Origin of the sequence: Mycobacterium sp. E2989 (genome assembly GCF_001667595.1) — a bacterium.
GTDB lineage: Bacteria > Actinomycetota > Actinomycetes > Mycobacteriales > Mycobacteriaceae > Mycobacterium.
Genome location: NZ_LZJX01000070.1, coordinates 1 through 18,774 on the forward strand (window position 1 = coordinate 1; position 18,774 = coordinate 18,774).

An 18,774-nucleotide genomic window follows, 5' to 3' on the forward strand; every position below is an offset into this window, starting at 1 on the left:
CGACGCGACGTCCTACAAGAAGCAGACGATCAGCAACACCCAGGCGATCACCAACGGCACGTGCATGGGGGCTCAGGGCACGAACGACGGAGGCGCGCTGCAGGCGACGACCATCAGCCTGGAACAGTGCCCGCCGATGGGGCGGCCGCACCACCACCTGCACCTGCCGCATTTGCCCTTCCACCTTGAGCGGCGGATTGCCGCCATTGGCTAGCGGAAGGGCAGGTGGCTTTAGACGGTGAAGCCCAAGGCGCGCAGTTGCTCGCGGCCGTCCTCGGTGATCTTGTCCGGGCCCCAAGGCGGGTTCCACACCCAGTTGATCCGCAGGTCGTCGACCAGGCCGCTGCTGACCAGCGCGCTGCGCGACTGGTCCTCGATGACATCGGTCAGCGGGCAGGCCGCCGAGGTCAGCGTCATTTCGAGCAGGGCAACGGTCCCCTCGTCGCCCTCTTCCACGTTGAGGCCGTAGACCAGCCCGAGGTCGACGACGTTGATGCCCAACTCCGGGTCGACGACGTCGCGCATCGCCTCCTCGAGGTCGGCAATAAATTCGTCACCCGGTGCGGCGGTCTCGCTCATCCTGTTCCTCCTCGAAGTCCGCGCCCCTGTCTGAACAAGCTTGGGCCAACGCGTCTTTGAACGCCATCCAGCCCAGCAGTGCGCATTTCACCCGGGCCGGGTATTTGGCCACCCCGGCGAACGCGATGCCGTCGCCCAGGACGTCCTCGTCGCCCTCGACGGTGCCGCGCGAGGACACCATCTCGGTGAACGCGGCGATGGTGTTCAGCGCCTCGGGCACGGTCTGACCGATCACCTGCTGGGTGAGCACCGAGGTCGCCGCCTGGCTGATCGAGCAGCCCTGCCCGTCGTAGGAAACGTCCGCCACGCGCCGGCCGTCGTCCGACAGCGCGACCCGCAGGGTCACCTCGTCGCCGCAGACGGGGTTGACGTGGTAGACCTGCGCGCCGAACGGCTCGCGCAGCCCGCGATGCTGGGGATGCTTGTAATGATCGAGGATCACGTCCTGATACATCTGCTCCAGGCGCACCGTCAGTCTCTCCCAAAGAATTCCACCGCGCGGCGGACGCCGGCCACCAGCCGCTCGACCTCGTCGGTGGTGTTGTACACGGCGAACGACGCCCGGGCGGTTGCCGCCACGCCGAACCGGCGGTGCAGCGGCATCGCGCAATGATGCCCCACGCGGACCGCGACGCCCTCGTCGTCGAGCACCTGCCCGACGTCGTGGGCGTGCACCCCGTCAACGACGAACGAGACGGGCGAGCCGCGGTTTTCCATGGCGGTCGGCCCGATGATCCGCACGCCGTCGATGCCGGACAGGCCCTCCAGGGTCGCGGCGACCAGCTCGCGCTCGTGCGCCTCGACCGCGTCCATGCCGACGGCACCCAGATAGCGTGCGGCCGCGCCCAACCCGACGACCTGGGAGGTCATCGGCGTGCCGGCCTCGAACCGTTGCGGAGCCGGGGCGTAGGTCGACGCCTCCATGGTCACGGTCTCGATCATCGACCCACCGGTGAGGAACGGCGGCAGCTCCGAGAGCACCGCCCGGCGGCCGTAGAGGGCGCCGACCCCGTTGGGGGCCAACATCTTATGGCCGGAGAACGCGGCGAAGTCGACGTCGAGCGCATGCAAGTCGACCGGCTCGTGCGGCACCGACTGGCAGGCGTCCAGCACCGTCAATGCGCCCACCGCCTTGGCGCGGCGGACCAGCTCGGCCACCGGTGCCACCGCGCCGGTCACATTCGAATGATGGCTGAACGCAACGACCTTCACGCGCTCGTCCAGCTCGAGCGAGTCCAGGTCGATGCGGCCGTCGTCGGTCACGCCGTACCAGCGCAGGGTGGCGCCGCTGCGGCGGGCCAGCTCCTGCCACGGGACGATGTTGGCGTGGTGCTCGAGCTCGGTGGTGACGATGACCTCGCCCTTGCCGACTGCGCGGTCAAACCTCTTGTCGCCCAGCACATACGAGGCCAGGTTCAGCGCCTCCGTGGCGTTTCGCGTAAAGACCAGCTCGTCGGCGTCGGCGCCGACGAACGCCGCGACATCGGCGCGGCCCTGCTCGTAGGCGTCGGTCGCCTCCTCCATCAGCTGGTGCGCGCCGCGATGGACCGCGCCGTTGGAGGTGACCAGGAACTCGCGTTCGGCGTCGAGCACCTGCAGCGGGCGCTGTGACGTCGCGCCGGAATCCAGGTACGCCAACTGCTTTCCGCCGCGCATCACGCGCTTCAGGATGGGAAAGTCAGCGCGGATGGCGTCGACGTCCAGTGCGGTCATGCTTACGCTCCCGCGGCCGCCCGCGGCGATCGCAAGCTCGGCGAAGCCGGGCGCTGCGGGTCGCCGCCATCGGTCTGGGCGGTGAAGCGCACGTAGCCGTTCTCCTCGAGCTCGTCGGCCAGCTCCGGGCCGCCCGACTCCACGATCCGGCCCCCGACGAACACATGCACGAACTGCGGGTGGATGTAACGCAGGATCCGGGTGTAGTGGGTGATCAACAGGATGCCGCCGTGCTCGGCCTCGGCGTAGCGGTTCACGCCCTCGCTGACCACCCGCAGCGCGTCCACGTCCAGGCCGGAGTCGGTCTCGTCGAGGATGGCGATCTTGGGCTTGAGCAACCCGAGCTGCAGGATTTCGTGGCGCTTCTTCTCCCCCCCGGAAAACCCTTCGTTGACACTGCGTTCCGCGAACGCGGGGTCGATGTCGAGGTCGGCCATGGCCGACTTGACCTCCTTGACCCAGTGCCGCAGTTTCGGCGGCTCGCCGCGCACGGCGGTGGCGGCGCTGCGCAGGAAGTTCGACATCGACACGCCCGGCACCTCGACGGGGTACTGCATGGCCAAAAACAGCCCGGCGCGGGCGCGTTCGTCCACGCTCATGTCCAGCACGTCCTGGCCGTCCAGGGTGATTGACCCGGAGGTGACCCGGTACTTCGGGTGCCCTGCGATGGCGTAGGACAGCGTGGACTTGCCGGATCCGTTGGGACCCATCACCGCATGCGTCTCACCGGAATTGACGGTCAGGTTGACGCCGTTGAGGATGGGAATCTCGCGGTTTCCCTCGGCGGCGTTGGGGTCCTCGACGCTGACGTGCAGGTCTTTAATTTCCAAAGTCGTCATTACGCTGTTGTCTTCTCCGTGATTTCCAGTTCGTGTTCGATGGCGGCGGTGAGGCGTTCCCGGATCTCCGGCACGGCGATCTTCGAGATGATCTCGCCGAAGAATCCACGCACCACCAGCCGGCGCGCCTGGTCTTCGGGAATGCCGCGGGCGCGCAGGTAAAACAGTTGCTCGTCGTCGAAACGCCCGGTGGCACTGGCGTGCCCGGCGCCGACGATCTCGCCGGTCTCGATCTCCAGGTTCGGCACCGAGTCGGCGCGTGCGCCGTCGGTGAGCACCAGGTTGCGGTTCACCTCGAAGGTGTCCGTGTCGGTGGCCTCGGCGCGGATCAGCACGTCGCCCACCCACACGGTGTGCGCGTCGGGCCGCTGCGACGCCGGATCCCCTTGCAGCGCACCCTTGTAGAGCACGTTGGACTTACAGTTCGGCTGCGCGTGGTCGACCAGCAGCCGCGATTCCAGGTGCTGCCCGTCGTCGGCGAAGTACAACCCGAGCAGCTCGGCATCCCCGCCCGGGGCGGCGTAGCGCACGTTGGCCGACATCCGCACCACCTCGCCGCCCAGCGTGACGGCGACGTGCCGCAGCACGGCGTCCTTGCCCAGCTTGGCGTGGTGCGCGGACAGGTGAACCATGTCGTCGGCCCAGTCCGCGATCCACACCACGGTGAGCCGGGCCGCGTCGTCGACGAGGAATTCGACGTTGTCGGCGTAGGTTCCGCTGCCCCGCAAATCGATCACCACGACCGCCTCGCCCAGCTCGGCGACGCTGATCTGCAGGTGCCCGTAGGCCACCGCGCCCGCGCCGGGACCGGTCACGGTGATGTTGACCGGCTCGGCGATCTGCGTGTCCCGCCCGACGCTCACCACCGTCGCGGAGTTGAACGACGAAAACGCTTGCGCCGCAACGCGGTCGGTGGGCACACCGCCGCGTCCGAGCCGCTCGTCACCGCGGCGGACGGTCTCGACCCGCACGCCCGGCCGCTCGGCCACGTCGATCTGCGCCTTGCCGGTGGCCTGCGCCGACCCGTCGTGCAGGCCGCGCAGCCGCCGCAGCGGCGTGAAGCGCCAGATTTCGTCGCGGCCGCTGGGCACCTCGAAAGCGTCCACGTCGAAGGACGCGAACAATTCGCCCTTGTTCAGGGCGGCAGCAGCGGTCGTCATCCGACCGAGCCCTCCATCTGCAACTCGATGAGCCGGTTGAGCTCCAGGGCGTACTCCATGGGCAGTTCCTTGGCGATCGGCTCGACGAAGCCGCGCACCACCATCGCCATCGCCTCGTCCTCGGTCAGCCCGCGGCTCATCAGGTAGAACAGCTGGTTTTCGCTGACCTTGGACACGGTGGCCTCGTGGCCCATCGTGACGTCGTCCTCGCGGATGTCGACGTAGGGGTAGGTGTCGCTGCGGCTGATCGTATCGACCAGCAGCGCATCGCATTTCACGCTGGAGCGGGAGCCGTGGGCGCCCTTGTTCACCTGCACCAGTCCGCGGTAGGAGGTGCGGCCACCGCCGCGGGCCACCGACTTCGAGACGATGTTGCTCGACGTGTTGGGCGCCAGGTGCAGCATCTTGGCGCCGGCGTCCTGGTGCTGGCCCTCCCCGGCAAAGGCGACCGACAAGACCTCGCCCTTGGCGTGCTCACCGGTCATCCAGACGGCCGGGTATTTCATGGTCACCTTCGACCCGATGTTGCCGTCGACCCACTCCATGGTGGCGCCGGCCTCGGCGCGGGCGCGCTTGGTGACCAGGTTGTAGACGTTGTTCGACCAGTTCTGAATCGTCGTGTAACGGCAACGGCCACCGGGCTTTACGATGATCTCCACCACCGCCGAGTGCAGCGAGTCCGACGTGTAGATGGGCGCGGTGCAACCCTCGACGTAATGCACGTAGGCGTTCTCGTCGACGATGATCAGGGTCCGCTCGAACTGGCCCATGTTCTCGGTGTTGATCCGGAAGTAGGCCTGCAGCGGGATGTCGACGTGCACGCCGGGCGGCACGTAGATGAACGAACCACCCGACCACACAGCGGTGTTCAGCGCGGAGAACTTGTTGTCCCCGGCCGGGATCACGGTGCCGAAGTACTGCTGGAAGAGCTCTGGGTGCTCGCGCAGGCCCGTGTCGGTGTCGAGGAAGATGACGCCCTGCGACTCGAGGTCCTCGCGGATCTGGTGGTACACCACCTCGGACTCGTACTGGGCGGCCACACCGGCGACCAGGCGTTGCTTTTCGGCCTCCGGGATGCCGAGCCGGTCGTAGGTGTTGCGGATGTCCTCGGGCAGGTCATCCCAACTGGCGGCCTGCTTCTCGGTGGACCGCACGAAGTACTTGATGTTGTCGAAGTCGATGCCGGAGAGGTCTGAGCCCCAGTTGGGCATCGGCTTGCGGTCGAAGATGCGCAGCGCCTTCAGCCGGGTCTGCAGCATCCACTCGGGCTCGTTCTTCTTCGCCGAGATGTCGCGGACCACCGCCTCGGACAGCCCGCGCTGCGCGCTGGCCCCCGCGATGTCGGAGTCGGCCCAGCCGTAGCCGTAGCGGCCCAGCGACGCGATCGTCTGCTCCTGGGTCAACGGCTCGGCAGCCTTTTGGGCCTCTGGCGTGAGGGTCATAACGACGCTCCTTCGATGCTCGTGGTGTCGGTCATGTTGCGCCGCTGCTCCTCATCGCTTCGCTCTGCATCGTCGCCGGCGCGACGCGGGCTGGGCGCCGGGGTAAGTGGCACGTGGGTGGTGCAGGCGCAGTTTCCGTTGACGATGGTCGCCAACCGCTGCACGTGGGTCCCGAGCACCTCGGCCATGGCCTGCTGCTCGGCTTCACACAGCTCGGGGAATTCCTCGGCGACGTGCGACACCGGGCAGTGGTGCTGGCAGATCTGCACGCCGTGGATCGGCCCGCCGACCCGCGTCGTGGTGGCGACGTAACCCGCCTTGGTCAGCGCGCCGGCCACCCGCTCGGCGGCCGCCTCGACCTCGGCGTCGTCGTCGCCCTCGGCCGACGGTACGCCGGCCAGGATCGAGTCGATGCGTTGCCGGGCGAACGTCCGGACGGCGTCCTCGCCGCCGATCTCGCGCAGCTGCCGCATGGCCGCCGCCGCGAGGTCGTCGTAGGCGTGGTCGAGCTTGGCGCGGCCCGCTGCGGTGAGCCGGAACCGCTTGGCGGGTCGCCCGCGACCCACCTGCTGCCAGGAGGCGGCGGGCACCGACTCGGCGTCGCCCGCCTCGATCAGGGCGTCGAGGTGGCGCCGCACGCCCGCGGCCGCCAGCCCCAGCCGATCCCCGATCTCGCCGGCCGTGATCGATCCGGACTCCACCAGCAGGCGCACGATGGCCCGGCGGGTGTGTCCATCCGGCACCGACGCGCCCGCCGCACCCACGGCAGCGTCGTCGAAGCCGGTTCGGATTTTCACAACACCAGTGTGACGCAATTCCGGGGATCGGTCTACCAAGGGTCCCCTGAGCGGGCGTTGCGCTGGTCACAGCCAACACAACGCGCGGCGGCAAGGCGAGCCCGGCCAGCCCGGCGGTTACGCTGCTCTGATGGCAGCCCGCCACCACGTGCTGAGCTCGTCGATCGCCAGCCTGCATGGCGACGAGCAAGCGGTGGGCACGCCGCTGAACGATACCGAGCTCACCGCGCTGCAGCGCACCCGGCGGTTCGGTGCCGCCGGGACCGTCCTGATGGCCATCGGCGCGCTGGGCGCCGGGGCGCGTCCCGTCGTGCAGGACCCCACGTTCGGCGTGCGGTTGCTCAACCTGCCGTCGCGCATCCAGACCGTGTCCCTGACGATGACGACGACCGGGGCGGTGATGATGACGCTGGCCTGGCTGATGCTCGGCCGGTTCGCGCTGGGCAGCAGGCGGATGTCGCGCGGCGACCTGGACCGCACCCTGATGCTGTGGATCCTGCCGCTGCTGATCGCGCCCCCGATGTACAGCAAGGACGTCTACTCCTACCTGGCCCAGAGCCAGATCTCGCTGGAAGGGCTCGACCCGTACCGGGTGGGTCCGGCGTCGGGCCTGGGCCTGTCGCACGTCTTCACGCTGTCGGTGCCCACCCTGTGGCGCGAGACGCCGGCGCCCTACGGCCCGCTGTTTCTGTGGATCGGGCGCGGCATCTCGGCGATCACCGGCGAGAACATCGTCGCGGCCGTGCTGTGCCATCGGCTGGTCGAGCTGATCGGCGTCGGGTTGATCGTCTGGGCGACGCCCCGGCTGGCCCGCCGCTGCGGCGTCGCCGAGGTCAGCGCGCTGTGGCTGGGCGCGGCCAATCCGCTGCTGATCATGCATCTGGTGGCCGGCGTCCACAATGAGGCGCTGATGCTCGGGCTGATGCTGGCCGGCGCCGAGTTCGCGCTGCGGGGGATCGACTCCCCGCGGCTGTTCCCGGCCTCCTGGCGGCCCGGCCCCGACTGGGAGCCGTTGGGCATGCTGCTGGCCGGCGCCGTCCTGATCGCGCTGTCGTCGCAGGTGAAGCTGCCGTCGCTGCTGGCGCTCGGGTTCGTCACAATGGCGCTGGCCTACCGCTGCGGGGGCAACCTGCGCGCGCTGCTGCTGGCGGGCGGCGCGATGAGCGCGCTGTCGCTGGCGGTGATGGCGGTCGTGGGCTGGGCCAGCGGCCTCGGCTTCGGCTGGATCTACACGCTGGGCACCGCCAACGTCGTCCGCAGCTGGATGTCGCCTCCCACCCTGCTGGCCCTGGGCACCGGGCAGGTCGGCATCCTGCTGGGACTCGGCGACCACACCACCGCGGTGCTGGGGCTCACCCGCGCCATCGGCGTGCTGATCATCACCGTAATGGTGGGCTGGCTGCTGGTGGCCGTCTTCCGCGGCCGGTTGCACCCGATCGGCGGCCTGGGCGTGGCGCTGGGCGTCACCGTGCTGCTGTTCCCCGTCGTACAGCCCTGGTACCTGCTGTGGGCGATCATCCCGTTGGCCGCCTGGGCAACCCGCACCGGATTCCGCGTCGCGGTCATCGTCATCACCCTCGTCGTCGGCATCTTCGGCCCGACCGCCAACGGGGACCGCTTCGCGCTGTTCCAGATCGTCGACGCCACCCTGGCCAGCACCCTCATCGTGGTGGTGCTCATCGCGCTGACGTACACCCGCCTGCCGTGGCGGCGACTCCCCACCGAGGGCGGCGAAACCCCGCAGCCGGCCGCCGGGGCCGCGCCGGCGCCCGATCCCACGCAGACCCCCAATCCCGAGGCGATACCTGACGCCTACGCTGATTCCACGTGAGCTCGGACGTTCCTGAAACAGTCGTGCGGCTGCGCGGGGTGAGCAAGCACTACGGATCCACCACGGCCGTCGCCGATCTCGACCTCGAGGTGCACGCCGCCGAAGTGCTGGCCCTGCTGGGGCCCAACGGCGCCGGCAAGACCACGACGGTCGAGATGTGCGAGGGCTTCGTGCGCCCCGACGCCGGCACCATCGAGGTGCTCGGGCTGGACCCCATCGCCGACAACTCGCGCCTGCGCACGCGCATCGGGGTGATGCTGCAGGGCGGCGGCGGCTACCCCAGCGCCCGCGCGGGCGAGATGCTCAACTTGGTCGCGTCCTACGCCGCCGACCCGTTGGACCCGGCCTGGCTGCTGGACACCCTGGGCCTCACCGATGCCGCCCGCACCACCTACCGACGGCTCTCCGGAGGGCAGCAGCAGCGGCTCGCGCTGGCCTGCGCGCTGGTCGGCCGCCCCGAACTGGTCTTCCTCGACGAACCCACCGCCGGCATGGACGCCCACGCCCGGCTGCTGGTCTGGGAGCTGATCGACGCGCTGCGGCGCGACGGCGTGACCGTGCTGCTGACCACCCACCAACTCAAGGAGGCCGAGGAGCTCGCCGATCGGCTGGTCATCATCGACCACGGCGCGACGGTAGCCGCGGGCACGCCGGCCGAGCTGATGCGCACCGGCGCCAAGGACGAGCTGCGGTTCACCGCGCCGCCGCGCCTCGACCTGACGCTGCTGACCGCCGCGCTGCCCGAGGAATACCGTGCCAGCGAGGTGACGCCGGGCGAATACCTGGTCGAGGGCCCCGTCGACCCGCAGGTGCTGGCCACCGTCACCGCGTGGTGCGCGCGGATCGACGTGCTGGCCACCGACATGCGCGTCGAGCAGCGCAGCCTCGAGGACGTGTTCCTCGACCTCACCGGCAGGAAGTTGCGGCAGTGACCGAATCGAACGTCTTCCCCACGGGAACCTTCACCCCCGACCCGAGGCCCAACGCCGTGCCGCGAATGCTGGCCGCGCAGTTCGGCCTGGAGCTCAAGCTGCTCTTGCGCAACGGCGAGCAACTGCTGCTGACCATGTTCATCCCGATCACGCTGCTCGTCGGCCTCACCCTGCTGCCGTTCGGCTCCTTCGGGCACAACCGCGCCGCCACCTTCGTCCCGGCCATCATGGCCCTCGCGGTGATATCGACCGCCTTCACCGGCCAGGCCATCGCGGTCGCCTTCGACCGCCGCTACGGCGCGCTCAAGCGGTTGGGCGCGACCCCGCTGCCGGTCTGGGGCATCATCGCCGGCAAATCCCTGGCCGTCGTGACGGTGGTGTTTCTGCAGGCAATCCTGTTGGGCGCCATCGGTTTTGCGCTGGGCTGGCGGCCCGCCCTGGCCGCGTTGGCGCTGGGCGCGGCGGTCATCGCGCTGGGCACCGCGGGTTTCGCGGCCCTGGGGCTGTTGCTCGGCGGGACGCTGCGCGCCGAGATCGTCCTCGCGGTGGCCAATCTGCTGTGGTTCGTGTTCGCCGGTCTGGGCGCGCTGACCGTGGAGAGCGGGATGATCCCGACCGGGGTCAAGTGGGCGGCCCGGCTCACCCCGTCCGGGGCGCTGACCGAGGCCCTGTCGCAGGCGATGGCCCTGTCGGTGGACTGGTTCGGCATCGTCGTCCTCGCGGTGTGGGGCATGCTCGCCGCGCTGGCCGCGCGGCGCTGGTTCCGGTTCACCTGACGCGCCGGCTCGCGACCGTTCGCGACACGTAAACCACGCACACGACACGCCGTGGCGGGTGTGCGTGGTTTACGTCTCGCGACGCCAGGGCTTACTACAGCGTGTAGTTTTCGGTGGCCTACCATCGGGCCATGCCCGTGGGACGAACGCTGAGGCGCTTGGTGGACCTCCTCCCCAACCCGAGCGTGCGCGTCCAGCGCCTCGTCGCCGCGGCCGTCATCCTCACGCAGGGCGGCATCGCCGTCACCGGGGCGATCGTGCGCGTCACCGCCTCGGGGCTGGGTTGTCCCACCTGGCCGCAGTGCTTTCCGGGCAGCTTCACGCCCGTCGCCCACGCCGAGGTGCCGCGCATCCACCAGGCGGTCGAGTTCGGCAATCGCATGATCACCTTCGCGGTGGTGGTCGCCGCGGCCCTGGCCGTGCTGGCCGTGACCCGTGCCCGCCGCCGCCCCGAGGTGCTGGTGTACGCGTGGCTGATGCCGGTGTCGACGGTGGTGCAGGCCGTCATCGGCGGCATCACGGTGCGCACCGGGCTGCTGTGGTGGACGGTGGCCATCCACCTGCTCACCTCGATGACGATGGTGTGGCTGTCGGTGCTGCTGTACGTCAAGATAGGTGAGCCCGACGACGGGGTGCCGCACCGGCGGGTGCCCCGGCCGCTGCGCGCGCTGACCGCGCTGATCGGGCTGGACCTGGCGGTGGTGCTGGTCACCGGCACGCTGGTGACGGCCGCCGGCCCGCACGCCGGTGACCGCAGCCCCACCCGGACGGTGCCCCGGCTCCAGGTCGCCGTGGACACCCTGGTGCACGCGCACTCCTCGCTGCTGATCGCCTACCTCGCGCTGATCGTCGGGCTGGGCTTCGGGCTGCTGGCCGTGCGCGCCGGCCGGCCCGTCCTGCGGCGGCTGGTCGTGCTGCTCGCCCTGGTGTGCGCGCAGGCCACCGTCGGCACCGCCCAGTACTTCACCGGGGTGCCCGCCGCGCTGGTCGCGTTGCACGTGGCCGGCGCCGCGGCCTGCACCGCGGCGACCGCCGTGCTATGGGCGTCGATGCAAGAGCGGGCCGAGCCCGAGCCGCTCGCAGGCTGACTCGACGGCCAGCGCGAATTCGCGCTGGGCAAGCTCGCGGGTGGCGGGGTCGAGGTGCGCCCAGCCCAGTGACGGCGCGACGAGGTCGAGCCCCACCAGCCGCTCCCCCCGCACGTCCGCGCGCGCGTAGAGCAACTCGCGCGCGGCGATGCCGGCTTGCGCGGCGGCCGACGCGAGCGCGGCATAACCGAGGTCCCACGATTCGAACTCCGGCTCGTCCGGCCACGCGTGTGATCGCTTGCCCCCCAAGAAGATCAACGCCGATTGCGCCGTCCCGCCCGGCAGCGTCGGTACCCCGGCGTCCGCCAGGTCGCGCAGATACCGCTCATCGAGGTTCCAAGCGACTGCGTCGGGTGGGTTGAGCAGGTGGCGCACCCGCCTGATCCAGGCGAGGAATTCGTCGCGCCGGCCCGGATCGTCGGGATTGGTGCGCAGGATCACCAGATCAGCGCGCAGAGTCGCCGGGTCGTCCCAGGGCAGCCGGCGCGCGTGCAGACCGCGCCGCCGCAGCGCCGCGACCACGCCCGGATCGTCGTCCGGCCCCGCCAGAACGATGCGGGGATGGAAGACGTCCGGACGAGCGAGCTTCATGCCCGGGCATGATAGGCGCATGCACGCGATCGAAGTCAGCGAAACCGGCGGCCCCGAGGTGCTGCGCTACGTCGAGGCCCCGCAGCCCACGCCCGGGCCCGCCGAGGTCCTGATCAAGGCCGAGGCGATCGGGGTCAACTACATCGACACCTATTTCCGCTCCGGGCAATACCCGCGGGAGCTGCCGTTCATCCTCGGTTCCGAGCTGTGCGGCACCGTCGCGGCGATCGGTGACGGGGTCGACGGCTTCCGCGTCGGCGACCGGGTGGTGAGCGCGTCGGCGTCCGGCGGATACGCCGAGTACGCCACCGCCCCAGCCTTTTTGACGGCGCACGTGCCCGACGGCGTGAGTTCCGACGTGGCCGCGTCGGTGCTCCTGAAGGGCTTGACCGCGCACTACCTGGTGAAGTCGGTGTACCCGGTGCAGGCGGGCGACACGGTGCTGGTGCACGCCGGGGCGGGCGGGGTCGGGATGATCCTGACGCAGTGGGCCCATCTGCTCGGCGCGCGGGTCATCACCACCGTCTCCACCCCGGAGAAGGCCCGGCTGTCTCGCCAGGCCGGCGCCGACGAGGTGCTGTCCTATCCCGACGACGCGGAGGAATTCGGCCGGCAGATTCGCGGGCTCACCGACGGCGCGGGCGTCGATGCCGTGTACGACGGCGTGGGCGCCACCACGTTCGACGCCAGCCTGGCCAGCCTCGCGGTGCGGGGCACGCTGGCGCTGTTCGGTGCGGCCAGCGGGCCCGTTCCGCCGTTCGATCCGCAGCGCCTCAACGCCGCCGGCTCGGTGTTTCTGACCCGGCCGTCGCTGGCGCACTTCATCCGCACCGGCCAGGAATTCAGCTGGCGCGCAGAGGAATTGTTCGACGCGATCGCCGGCGGGGCGATCACCGTCGAGGTCGGTGGGCGTTATCCGCTGGCCGAGGCCACGCGCGCCCACCAGGACCTCCAGGGGCGCAAGACCGCCGGCTCGATCGTGCTGCTGCCCTGAGCGTCTGCCGGGCGCGTCAGAACAGGTGCGGCAGGCCGATCACCGAGTCGACCGCCAACGCGCAGAACACCACCGCGAGGTAGTTGTTCGACTGCAGGAACAGCCGCAGCGGCTTGACCGGCTCGCCGGCGCGGACCCCGGCGTAGAGCTGGTGGGCCATCGCCAGGAACCACACCCCGGCCACCACGGCGACGGCCGCGTACAGCCAGCCCGTGGCCAGCGCCAGCGCCAGCGTGGCGGCCACCGTCAGCCAGGTGTAGATCAGGATCTGCTTGGTGACCTGACGCTCGGTGGCGACGGCCGGCAGCATCGGGACGCCGGCCGCCTTGTAGTCGTCCTTGTAACGCATCGCCAGCGCCCAGGTGTGCGGCGGCGTCCAGAAGAAGATGATCGCGAACATCACCAACGCCGGCCAGCCGATGGTGCCGGTGACCGCCGACCAGCCGATCATCACCGGCATGCAGCCGGCCGCGCCGCCCCACACCACGTTCTGCGATGTGCGGCGCTTGAGCAGCAGCGTGTAGACCAGCACGTAGAAGGCGATGGTGGCGCCGGCCAGGTGCGCCGACAGCATGTTCGTCGTCCACCACAGCCAGAAGAACGACGCCACCGACAGCGCCAACCCGAACACCAGCGCGTGGCTGCGCGGGACCGCGGAGCGGGCCAGCGGCCGGCGCGCGGTGCGCTTCATCACCTTGTCGATGTCGGCGTCGGCCACGCAGTTGAGCACGTTGGCTCCCCCGGCGGCCAGCATCCCGCCGACCAACGTGTTGAGGATCAGCAGCGGGTTCACCGCGCCGCGGTGGGCCAGCAGCATGGCCGGGATGGTGGTGACGAGCAGCAGTTCGATGACCCGCGGCTTGGTCAGCGCCAAATACGCCAGCACCGTGCCGTGAACTCGGCTCGGTATCTGGCTCGGGGCGACGCGCCCGCGAACGCTCACGCAATAACTCCTTGGGGTCGCAACACGCGCAGCATCTACTACGCACGATGGTAGACCGCGGGCCGGTGTCGGCCTGCCCGCAGGGTCTATTCACCCAGACTTCTCCCAGATTTCCGAACTGAATGTTACGGGTCGAGGGCCACCGCGTAATTTTCACAACAGCCGGCAACGGGTACCCGAAATCCTGCACTGCAAGAGCCGGCCGTCCCGCACTAGGGTGGGATTGATCGGCTCGATGACCCCAAGGACTGAGTCTGTGACCACACTCGAAGAGATCTCCACGCTGACCCAACCGCACCTCCCCGACGACTGGTCCGAGATCGACTCGGCCGCCGTCGACACGATTCGCGTGCTGGCCGCCGATGCGGTGCAAAAGGTCGGCAACGGACATCCCGGAACGGCGATGAGCCTGGCTCCCCTGGCCTACACGCTTTTCCAGCGCACGATGCGGCACGATCCCAGCGACACCTACTGGCTGGGTCGCGACCGGTTCGTGCTGTCGGCCGGGCACAGCAGCCTGACGCTGTACTTGCAGCTGTACCTCGGTGGCTTCGGTCTGGAGCTCTCCGACATCGAGTCGTTGCGCACCTGGGGATCAAAGACGCCCGGGCACCCGGAGTTCCGGCACACCAAGGGCGTTGAGATCACCACCGGCCCGCTCGGCCAGGGCCTGGCGTCCTCGGTGGGAATGGCGATGGCGTCACGGTACGAGCGCGGGTTGTTCGACCCGGACGCCGAACCGGGAACCAGCCCGTTCGATCACTTCATCTATGTGATCGCCTCCGACGGCGACATCGAGGAGGGCGTGACGTCCGAGGCGTCGTCGCTGGCGGCCGTGCAGCAGCTGGGCAACCTGATCGTGTTCTACGACCACAACCAGATCTCGATCGAGGACGACACCAACATCGCCCTGTGCGAGGACACCGCCGCGCGTTACGAGGCCTACGGCTGGCACGTGCAGCGGGTGGAGGGCGGCGAGAACGTGGTCGGCATCGAGGAGGCCATCGCCAACGCGAGGGCCGTCACCGACCGGCCGTCATTCATCGAGTTGCGCACCATCATCGGCTACCCCGCACCGAAGCTGATGAACACCGGCAAGGCGCATGGCGCGGCGCTGGGCGACGAGGAGGTCGCGGCGGTCAAGGAGATCCTCGGCTTCGATCCGGGCAAGAACTTCGAGGTGCGCGACGAGGTCATCGCCCACACGCGCAAGCTGGTGGACCGCGGCAAGGAAGCCCACGAGAAGTGGCAGGCGGAGTTCGACGCGTGGGCGCAACGCGAACCGGATCGTAAGGCGCTGCTGGACCGGTTGACCGCCGAGGAATTGCCCGACGGCTGGGACGCCGACATCCCCACCTGGACAACGGAAGACAAGCCGCTGGCAACCCGCGCGGCGTCCGGCAAGGTGCTGAACGCGGTGGGGCCGAAACTGCCCGAGCTCTGGGGCGGCTCGGCCGACCTGGCGGGCAGCAACAACACCACCATGGACAACGTCAAATCGTTTGGGCCCCCGTCTATTTCGACGAAGGACTACACCGCCGACTGGTACGGCCGCACGCTGCATTTCGGCGTCCGCGAGCACGCGATGGGCGCGATTCTGTCCGGCATCGTGCTGCATGGCCCCACCCGGGCCTACGGCGGCACGTTCCTGCAGTTCTCCGACTACATGCGCCCGGCGGTGCGCCTGGCGTCGCTGATGGACATCGACACCATCTACGTGTGGACCCACGACTCGATCGGGCTGGGCGAGGACGGCCCGACGCACCAGCCCATCGAGCACCTGGCGGCGCTGCGCGCCATCCCCAACCTGTCGGTGGTGCGCCCGGCCGACGCCAACGAGACCGCGTACGCCTGGCGCACAGTCCTGGCCCGCGGCAACGGCAGCGGCCCGGTCGGGCTGATCCTGACCCGCCAGGGCGTGCCGATACTCGAGGGCACCAACTTCGAGGGCGTCGGCCGCGGCGGCTACATCCTCGGCGATGACGGCGGCGACGAGCCGGACGTCGTGCTGATCGCCACGGGCTCCGAGGTTCAGCTCGCCGTCGAGGCCCAGAAGTTGTTGGCGGACAAGGAGATTGTCGCGCGGGTGGTGTCGATGCCGTGCGTGGAATGGTTCGAGTCGCAACCCGAGGACTACCGCGACAGCGTGCTGCCGCCGTCGGTGTCGGCCCGGGTGGCCGTCGAGGCCGGCGTCGCGCAGTCCTGGCACAAGCTCGTCGGCGACACCGGCAGGATCGTGTCGATCGAGCACTACGGCGAATCCGCCGACTACAAGACTTTGTTCCGTGAATTCGGTTTCACAGCAGAAGCCGTCGCGGCCGCCGCGGAACAGGTAGTGGACAACTGAGAAAGGGTGATTCACATGACCCAGAACCCCAACCTCGCGGCGCTGTCCGCCGCGGGCGTATCCGTGTGGCTGGATGACCTGTCGCGCCAGCGGCTGCAGTCCGGCAACCTGCAGGAGCTGATCGACACCAAAAGCGTTGTGGGAGTGACGACCAACCCGTCGATCTTCCAGAAGGCGCTGGCCGACAGCGACACCTACAACGACCAGATCACCGAGCTGGCCGAGCGCGGCGCCGACGTGGACGCCACCATCCGCACGGTCACCACCGACGACGTACGTAACGCGTGCGACGTGCTGCGGCCGCAGTGGGAAGCCTCCGACGGTGTCGACGGCCGGGTGTCGATCGAGGTCGACCCGCGCCTGGCCGCCGAGACCGACAAGACCACCGCGCAGGCCATCGAGCTGTGGAAGATCGTCGACCGGCCCAACCTGTTCATCAAGATTCCGGCGACCAAGGCCGGGATTCCGGCCATCACCGCCACCCTTGCGGAGGGCATTTCGGTCAACGTCACGCTGATCTTCTCCGTCGAGCGGCACCGCCAGGTGATGGACGCCTACCTGGCCGGCCTGGAGAAGGCCCGCGAGGCCGGCCACGACCTGTCCAAGATCCATTCCGTCGCTTCGTTTTTCGTGTCCCGGGTGGATACCGAGGTGGACAAGCGCCTGGAGAAGATCGGTTCCGAGGAGGCGTCGGCGTTGCGCGGCCAGGCCGGAGTGGCCAACGCCCGGCTGGCCTACGCGGCCTACCAGGAGGTCTTCGAGGGCGGCGATCGCTACGAGGCGCTCAAGGGCGACGGGGCCCGCGTGCAGCGTCCGCTGTGGGCGTCGACCGGGGTCAAGAACCCCGACTACTCCGACACCCTCTACGTCACCGAGCTGGTCGCACCGAACACGGTGAACACCATGCCGGAGAAGACGATTGACGCCGTCGCCGACCACGGTGAGATCAAGGGTGACACCGTCACCGGCACCGCGTCGGCCGCCCAAGAGGTGTTCGACAAGCTGGCCGGGATCGGGATCGACCTCACCGACGTGTTCAAAGTGCTGGAGAGCGAGGGCGTGGAGAAGTTCGTGGAGTCCTGGACCGAGCTGCTGGAGGAGACGCAAAAGCAGCTGGACTCCGCCTCGAAATGAGCCCTGCTCGTACCGCTGAACAATGGCATAACCCGTTACGGGACAAGCGCGACAAGCGACTGCCGCGCATCGCGGGCCCGTGCGGCATGGTGATCTTCGGGGTCACCGGCGACCTGGCCCGCAAAAAGGTGATGCCGGCCATCTACGACCTGGCCAACCGCGGGCTGCTGCCGCCGAGCTTCTCGCTGGTGGGGTTCGCGCGCCGGGACTGGGAAACCCAGGACTTCCGCAAGGTGGTCTACCAGGCCGTCAAGGATCACTGCCGCACACCCTTCCGGGAGGAGAACTGGGAGCGGCTGGCCGAGGGATTCCGTTTCGTGCCAGGGTCTTTCGACGACGACGCGTCGTTCGCCCGGCTGGCCGAGACCCTGGACAAGCTGGACGCTGAGCGCGGCACCGGCGGCAACCACGCCTTCTATCTGGCCATCCCGCCGAAGTCCTTTCCCGTGGTGTGCGAACAGCTGCACAAGTCCGGGCTGGCCCGCCCGCAGGGCGATCGCTGGAGCCGGGTGGTGATCGAGAAGCCCTTCGGGCACGACCTCGAGAGCGCGCAGGACCTGAACCATGCCGTCAACGCCGTCTTCCCCGAGGAGGCGGTGTTCCGCATCGACCACTACCTGGGCAAGGAAACGGTTCGCAACATCCTGGCGCTGCGGTTCGCCAATCAGTTGTTCGACCCGATCTGGAACGCGCACTACGTGGATCACGTGCAGATCACCATGGCCGAGGACATCGGATTGGGCGGGCGCGCAGGCTATTACGACGGCATCGGCGCCGCCCGCGACGTCATCCAGAACCACCTGATGCAGCTGCTGGCGCTGACCGCGATGGAGGAGCCGGTCAGCTTCAACCCGGCGGCGTTGCAGACCGAGAAGATCAAGGTGCTCTCGGCCACCCAGTTGGCGCAGCCGCTGGACGAGACCACCAGCCGAGGCCAATACACCGGCGGCTGGCAGGGGGGCGAGAAGGTGGTCGGGCTGCTCGACGAGGAGGGGTTCGCCAAGGACTCCACCACCGAGACCTTCGCCGCCATCACGCTCGAGGTGGACACCCGCCGCTGGGCCGGCGTGCCGTTCTACCTGCGGACCGGAAAACGCCTGGGCCGCAGGGTGACCGAGATCGCGCTCGTTTTCAAGCGCGCCCCGCATCTGCCGTTCGACGCCACCATGACCGACGAGCTCGGCGCCAACGCGATGGTCATCCGGGTGCAGCCCGACGAGGGCATCACGCTGCGGTTCGGCTCCAAGGTGCCGGGCACCGCGATGGAGGTCCGCGACGTCAACATGGACTTCTCCTACGGCTCGGCGTTCGCCGAGGAATCGCCCGAGGCCTACGAACAGCTGATCCTCGACGTGCTGCTGGGCGAGCCGTCGCTGTTCCCGGTCAACGAAGAGGTCGAATTGGCTTGGCAGATACTGGATCCCGTCCTGGACAACTGGGCGGCCGACGGCAAGCCAGAGCCGTACGAGGCGGGCACCTGGGGTCCGGAGTCGGCCTTCGAGATGCTGCGCCGCACGGGGCGTGAATGGCGGCGGCCGTGATCCGCGCCGGCGACGATGCAGGACCGCGTGATGTGGGGGTACTCCCCGGCTCCGCGGGGACCCCACC

Annotated in this window: 17 protein-coding genes and 1 pseudogene; 9 read left to right on the forward strand and 9 right to left on the reverse strand. The window is 69.2% G+C overall.

Annotated elements, in window-relative coordinates; all coding sequences use genetic code 11:
• A pseudogene (locus A5680_RS12585) lies at positions 1-214 on the forward strand (hypothetical protein); the annotation flags it as partial.
• A 17-nt stretch (positions 215-231) separates the two neighbouring features.
• Here the strand turns inward: A5680_RS12585 and A5680_RS12590 are convergent.
• Genes A5680_RS12590 through A5680_RS12620 form a run of 7 tightly spaced genes read right to left on the reverse strand, consistent with a single transcriptional unit; the run spans position 232 to position 6,569 of the window.
• Positions 232-579: a metal-sulfur cluster assembly factor gene (locus A5680_RS12590; protein ID WP_067819739.1), complete on the reverse strand. Its 348-nt coding sequence runs from the start codon at positions 577-579 to the stop codon at positions 232-234.
• Positions 554-1,054, reverse strand: a complete 501-nt coding sequence (sufU, locus tag A5680_RS12595; protein ID WP_067819823.1) for a Fe-S cluster assembly sulfur transfer protein SufU — start codon at positions 1,052-1,054, stop codon at positions 554-556. Before sufU ends, A5680_RS12590 begins: the two co-directional genes overlap by 26 nt.
• Positions 1,051-2,292 (reverse strand): cysteine desulfurase, encoded by a 1,242-nt coding sequence (locus A5680_RS12600; RefSeq protein ID WP_067819741.1) that lies wholly within the window; start codon positions 2,290-2,292, stop codon positions 1,051-1,053. Before A5680_RS12600 ends, sufU begins: the two co-directional genes overlap by 4 nt.
• Before the next feature lie 2 nt (positions 2,293-2,294).
• On the reverse strand, positions 2,295-3,131 hold the full coding sequence (gene sufC / locus A5680_RS12605) for a Fe-S cluster assembly ATPase SufC (RefSeq protein ID WP_067819744.1): 837 nt from the start codon (positions 3,129-3,131) through the stop codon (positions 2,295-2,297).
• Positions 3,131-4,291, reverse strand: coding sequence for a Fe-S cluster assembly protein SufD (gene sufD, locus A5680_RS12610; protein WP_055405541.1), 1,161 nt, complete (start codon positions 4,289-4,291; stop codon positions 3,131-3,133). Before sufD ends, sufC begins: the two co-directional genes overlap by 1 nt.
• Entirely contained in the window at positions 4,288-5,733 is a 1,446-nt protein-coding gene (gene sufB, locus A5680_RS12615; RefSeq protein ID WP_067819746.1) for a Fe-S cluster assembly protein SufB, read from the reverse strand. Before sufB ends, sufD begins: the two co-directional genes overlap by 4 nt.
• Positions 5,730-6,569, reverse strand: coding sequence for a metalloregulator ArsR/SmtB family transcription factor (locus A5680_RS12620; protein WP_231977619.1), 840 nt, complete (start codon positions 6,567-6,569; stop codon positions 5,730-5,732). Before A5680_RS12620 ends, sufB begins: the two co-directional genes overlap by 4 nt.
• A 91-nt stretch (positions 6,570-6,660) precedes the next feature.
• On the opposite strand from A5680_RS12620, the gene mptB reads away from it, so the two are divergent.
• The 4 genes from mptB (at position 6,661) to A5680_RS12640 (ending at position 11,157) form a co-directional block, all read left to right on the forward strand.
• Positions 6,661-8,361: a polyprenol phosphomannose-dependent alpha 1,6 mannosyltransferase MptB gene (gene mptB, locus A5680_RS12625; protein ID WP_067819748.1), complete on the forward strand. Its 1,701-nt coding sequence runs from the start codon at positions 6,661-6,663 to the stop codon at positions 8,359-8,361.
• Positions 8,358-9,293, forward strand: coding sequence for an ABC transporter ATP-binding protein (locus A5680_RS12630; RefSeq protein ID WP_067894176.1), 936 nt, complete (start codon positions 8,358-8,360; stop codon positions 9,291-9,293). Before mptB ends, A5680_RS12630 begins: the two co-directional genes overlap by 4 nt.
• Before the next feature lie 65 nt (positions 9,294-9,358).
• Positions 9,359-10,069: an ABC transporter permease gene (locus tag A5680_RS12635; RefSeq protein ID WP_369827654.1), complete on the forward strand. Its 711-nt coding sequence runs from the start codon at positions 9,359-9,361 to the stop codon at positions 10,067-10,069.
• 131 nt (positions 10,070-10,200) lie between these two features.
• Positions 10,201-11,157 carry a heme A synthase gene (locus A5680_RS12640; RefSeq protein WP_067819765.1) on the forward strand — a complete coding sequence of 319 codons (957 nt, stop codon included), beginning with the start codon at positions 10,201-10,203 and terminating at the stop codon, positions 11,155-11,157.
• On the opposite strand, the gene A5680_RS12645 is transcribed toward A5680_RS12640, so the two are convergent.
• A complete protein-coding gene (locus A5680_RS12645; protein WP_067819768.1) occupies positions 11,107-11,748 on the reverse strand; it encodes a hypothetical protein in 642 nt (213 codons plus the stop codon). The genes A5680_RS12640 and A5680_RS12645 overlap by 51 nt on opposite strands.
• Before the next feature lie 19 nt (positions 11,749-11,767).
• Here A5680_RS12645 and A5680_RS12650 point away from each other — a divergent pair, with 19 nt between their 5' ends.
• Positions 11,768-12,742 (forward strand): quinone oxidoreductase, encoded by a 975-nt coding sequence (locus tag A5680_RS12650; protein WP_067819770.1) that lies wholly within the window; start codon positions 11,768-11,770, stop codon positions 12,740-12,742.
• A 16-nt stretch (positions 12,743-12,758) separates the two neighbouring features.
• Here the strand turns inward: A5680_RS12650 and A5680_RS12655 are convergent, their stop codons facing one another.
• On the reverse strand, positions 12,759-13,685 hold the full coding sequence (locus A5680_RS12655) for a heme o synthase (RefSeq protein ID WP_067819774.1): 927 nt from the start codon (positions 13,683-13,685) through the stop codon (positions 12,759-12,761).
• 256 nt (positions 13,686-13,941) lie between these two features.
• On the opposite strand from A5680_RS12655, the gene tkt reads away from it, so the two are divergent.
• Genes tkt through zwf form a run of 3 tightly spaced genes read left to right on the forward strand, consistent with a single transcriptional unit; the run spans position 13,942 to position 18,707 of the window.
• Positions 13,942-16,032: a transketolase gene (gene tkt, locus A5680_RS12660; protein ID WP_067819776.1), complete on the forward strand. Its 2,091-nt coding sequence runs from the start codon at positions 13,942-13,944 to the stop codon at positions 16,030-16,032.
• Between the two features lie 15 nt (positions 16,033-16,047).
• On the forward strand, positions 16,048-17,166 hold the full coding sequence (gene tal / locus A5680_RS12665) for a transaldolase (RefSeq protein WP_067819781.1): 1,119 nt from the start codon (positions 16,048-16,050) through the stop codon (positions 17,164-17,166).
• Positions 17,163-18,707, forward strand: coding sequence for a glucose-6-phosphate dehydrogenase (gene zwf / locus A5680_RS12670; protein WP_067819784.1), 1,545 nt, complete (start codon positions 17,163-17,165; stop codon positions 18,705-18,707). Before tal ends, zwf begins: the two co-directional genes overlap by 4 nt.
• Positions 18,708-18,774: the final 67 nt, after the last annotated feature.

Coding starts and splice junctions, on each gene's coding strand:
- mptB (WP_067819748.1), top strand. CDS start 6,661: ATGGCAGCCCGCCACCACGTGCTGAGCTCGTCGATCGCCAGCCTGCAT.
- zwf (WP_067819784.1), top strand. CDS start 17,163: ATGAGCCCTGCTCGTACCGCTGAACAATGGCATAACCCGTTACGGGAC.
- A5680_RS12640 (WP_067819765.1), top strand. CDS start 10,201: ATGCCCGTGGGACGAACGCTGAGGCGCTTGGTGGACCTCCTCCCCAAC.
- A5680_RS12590 (WP_067819739.1), bottom strand. CDS start 579: ATGAGCGAGACCGCCGCACCGGGTGACGAATTTATTGCCGACCTCGAG.
- sufD (WP_055405541.1), bottom strand. CDS start 4,291: ATGACGACCGCTGCTGCCGCCCTGAACAAGGGCGAATTGTTCGCGTCC.
- sufB (WP_067819746.1), bottom strand. CDS start 5,733: ATGACCCTCACGCCAGAGGCCCAAAAGGCTGCCGAGCCGTTGACCCAG.
- A5680_RS12650 (WP_067819770.1), top strand. CDS start 11,768: ATGCACGCGATCGAAGTCAGCGAAACCGGCGGCCCCGAGGTGCTGCGC.
- A5680_RS12635 (WP_369827654.1), top strand. CDS start 9,359: ATGCTGGCCGCGCAGTTCGGCCTGGAGCTCAAGCTGCTCTTGCGCAAC.
- A5680_RS12600 (WP_067819741.1), bottom strand. CDS start 2,292: ATGACCGCACTGGACGTCGACGCCATCCGCGCTGACTTTCCCATCCTG.
- A5680_RS12645 (WP_067819768.1), bottom strand. CDS start 11,748: ATGAAGCTCGCTCGTCCGGACGTCTTCCATCCCCGCATCGTTCTGGCG.
- tal (WP_067819781.1), top strand. CDS start 16,048: ATGACCCAGAACCCCAACCTCGCGGCGCTGTCCGCCGCGGGCGTATCC.
- sufC (WP_067819744.1), bottom strand. CDS start 3,131: ATGACGACTTTGGAAATTAAAGACCTGCACGTCAGCGTCGAGGACCCC.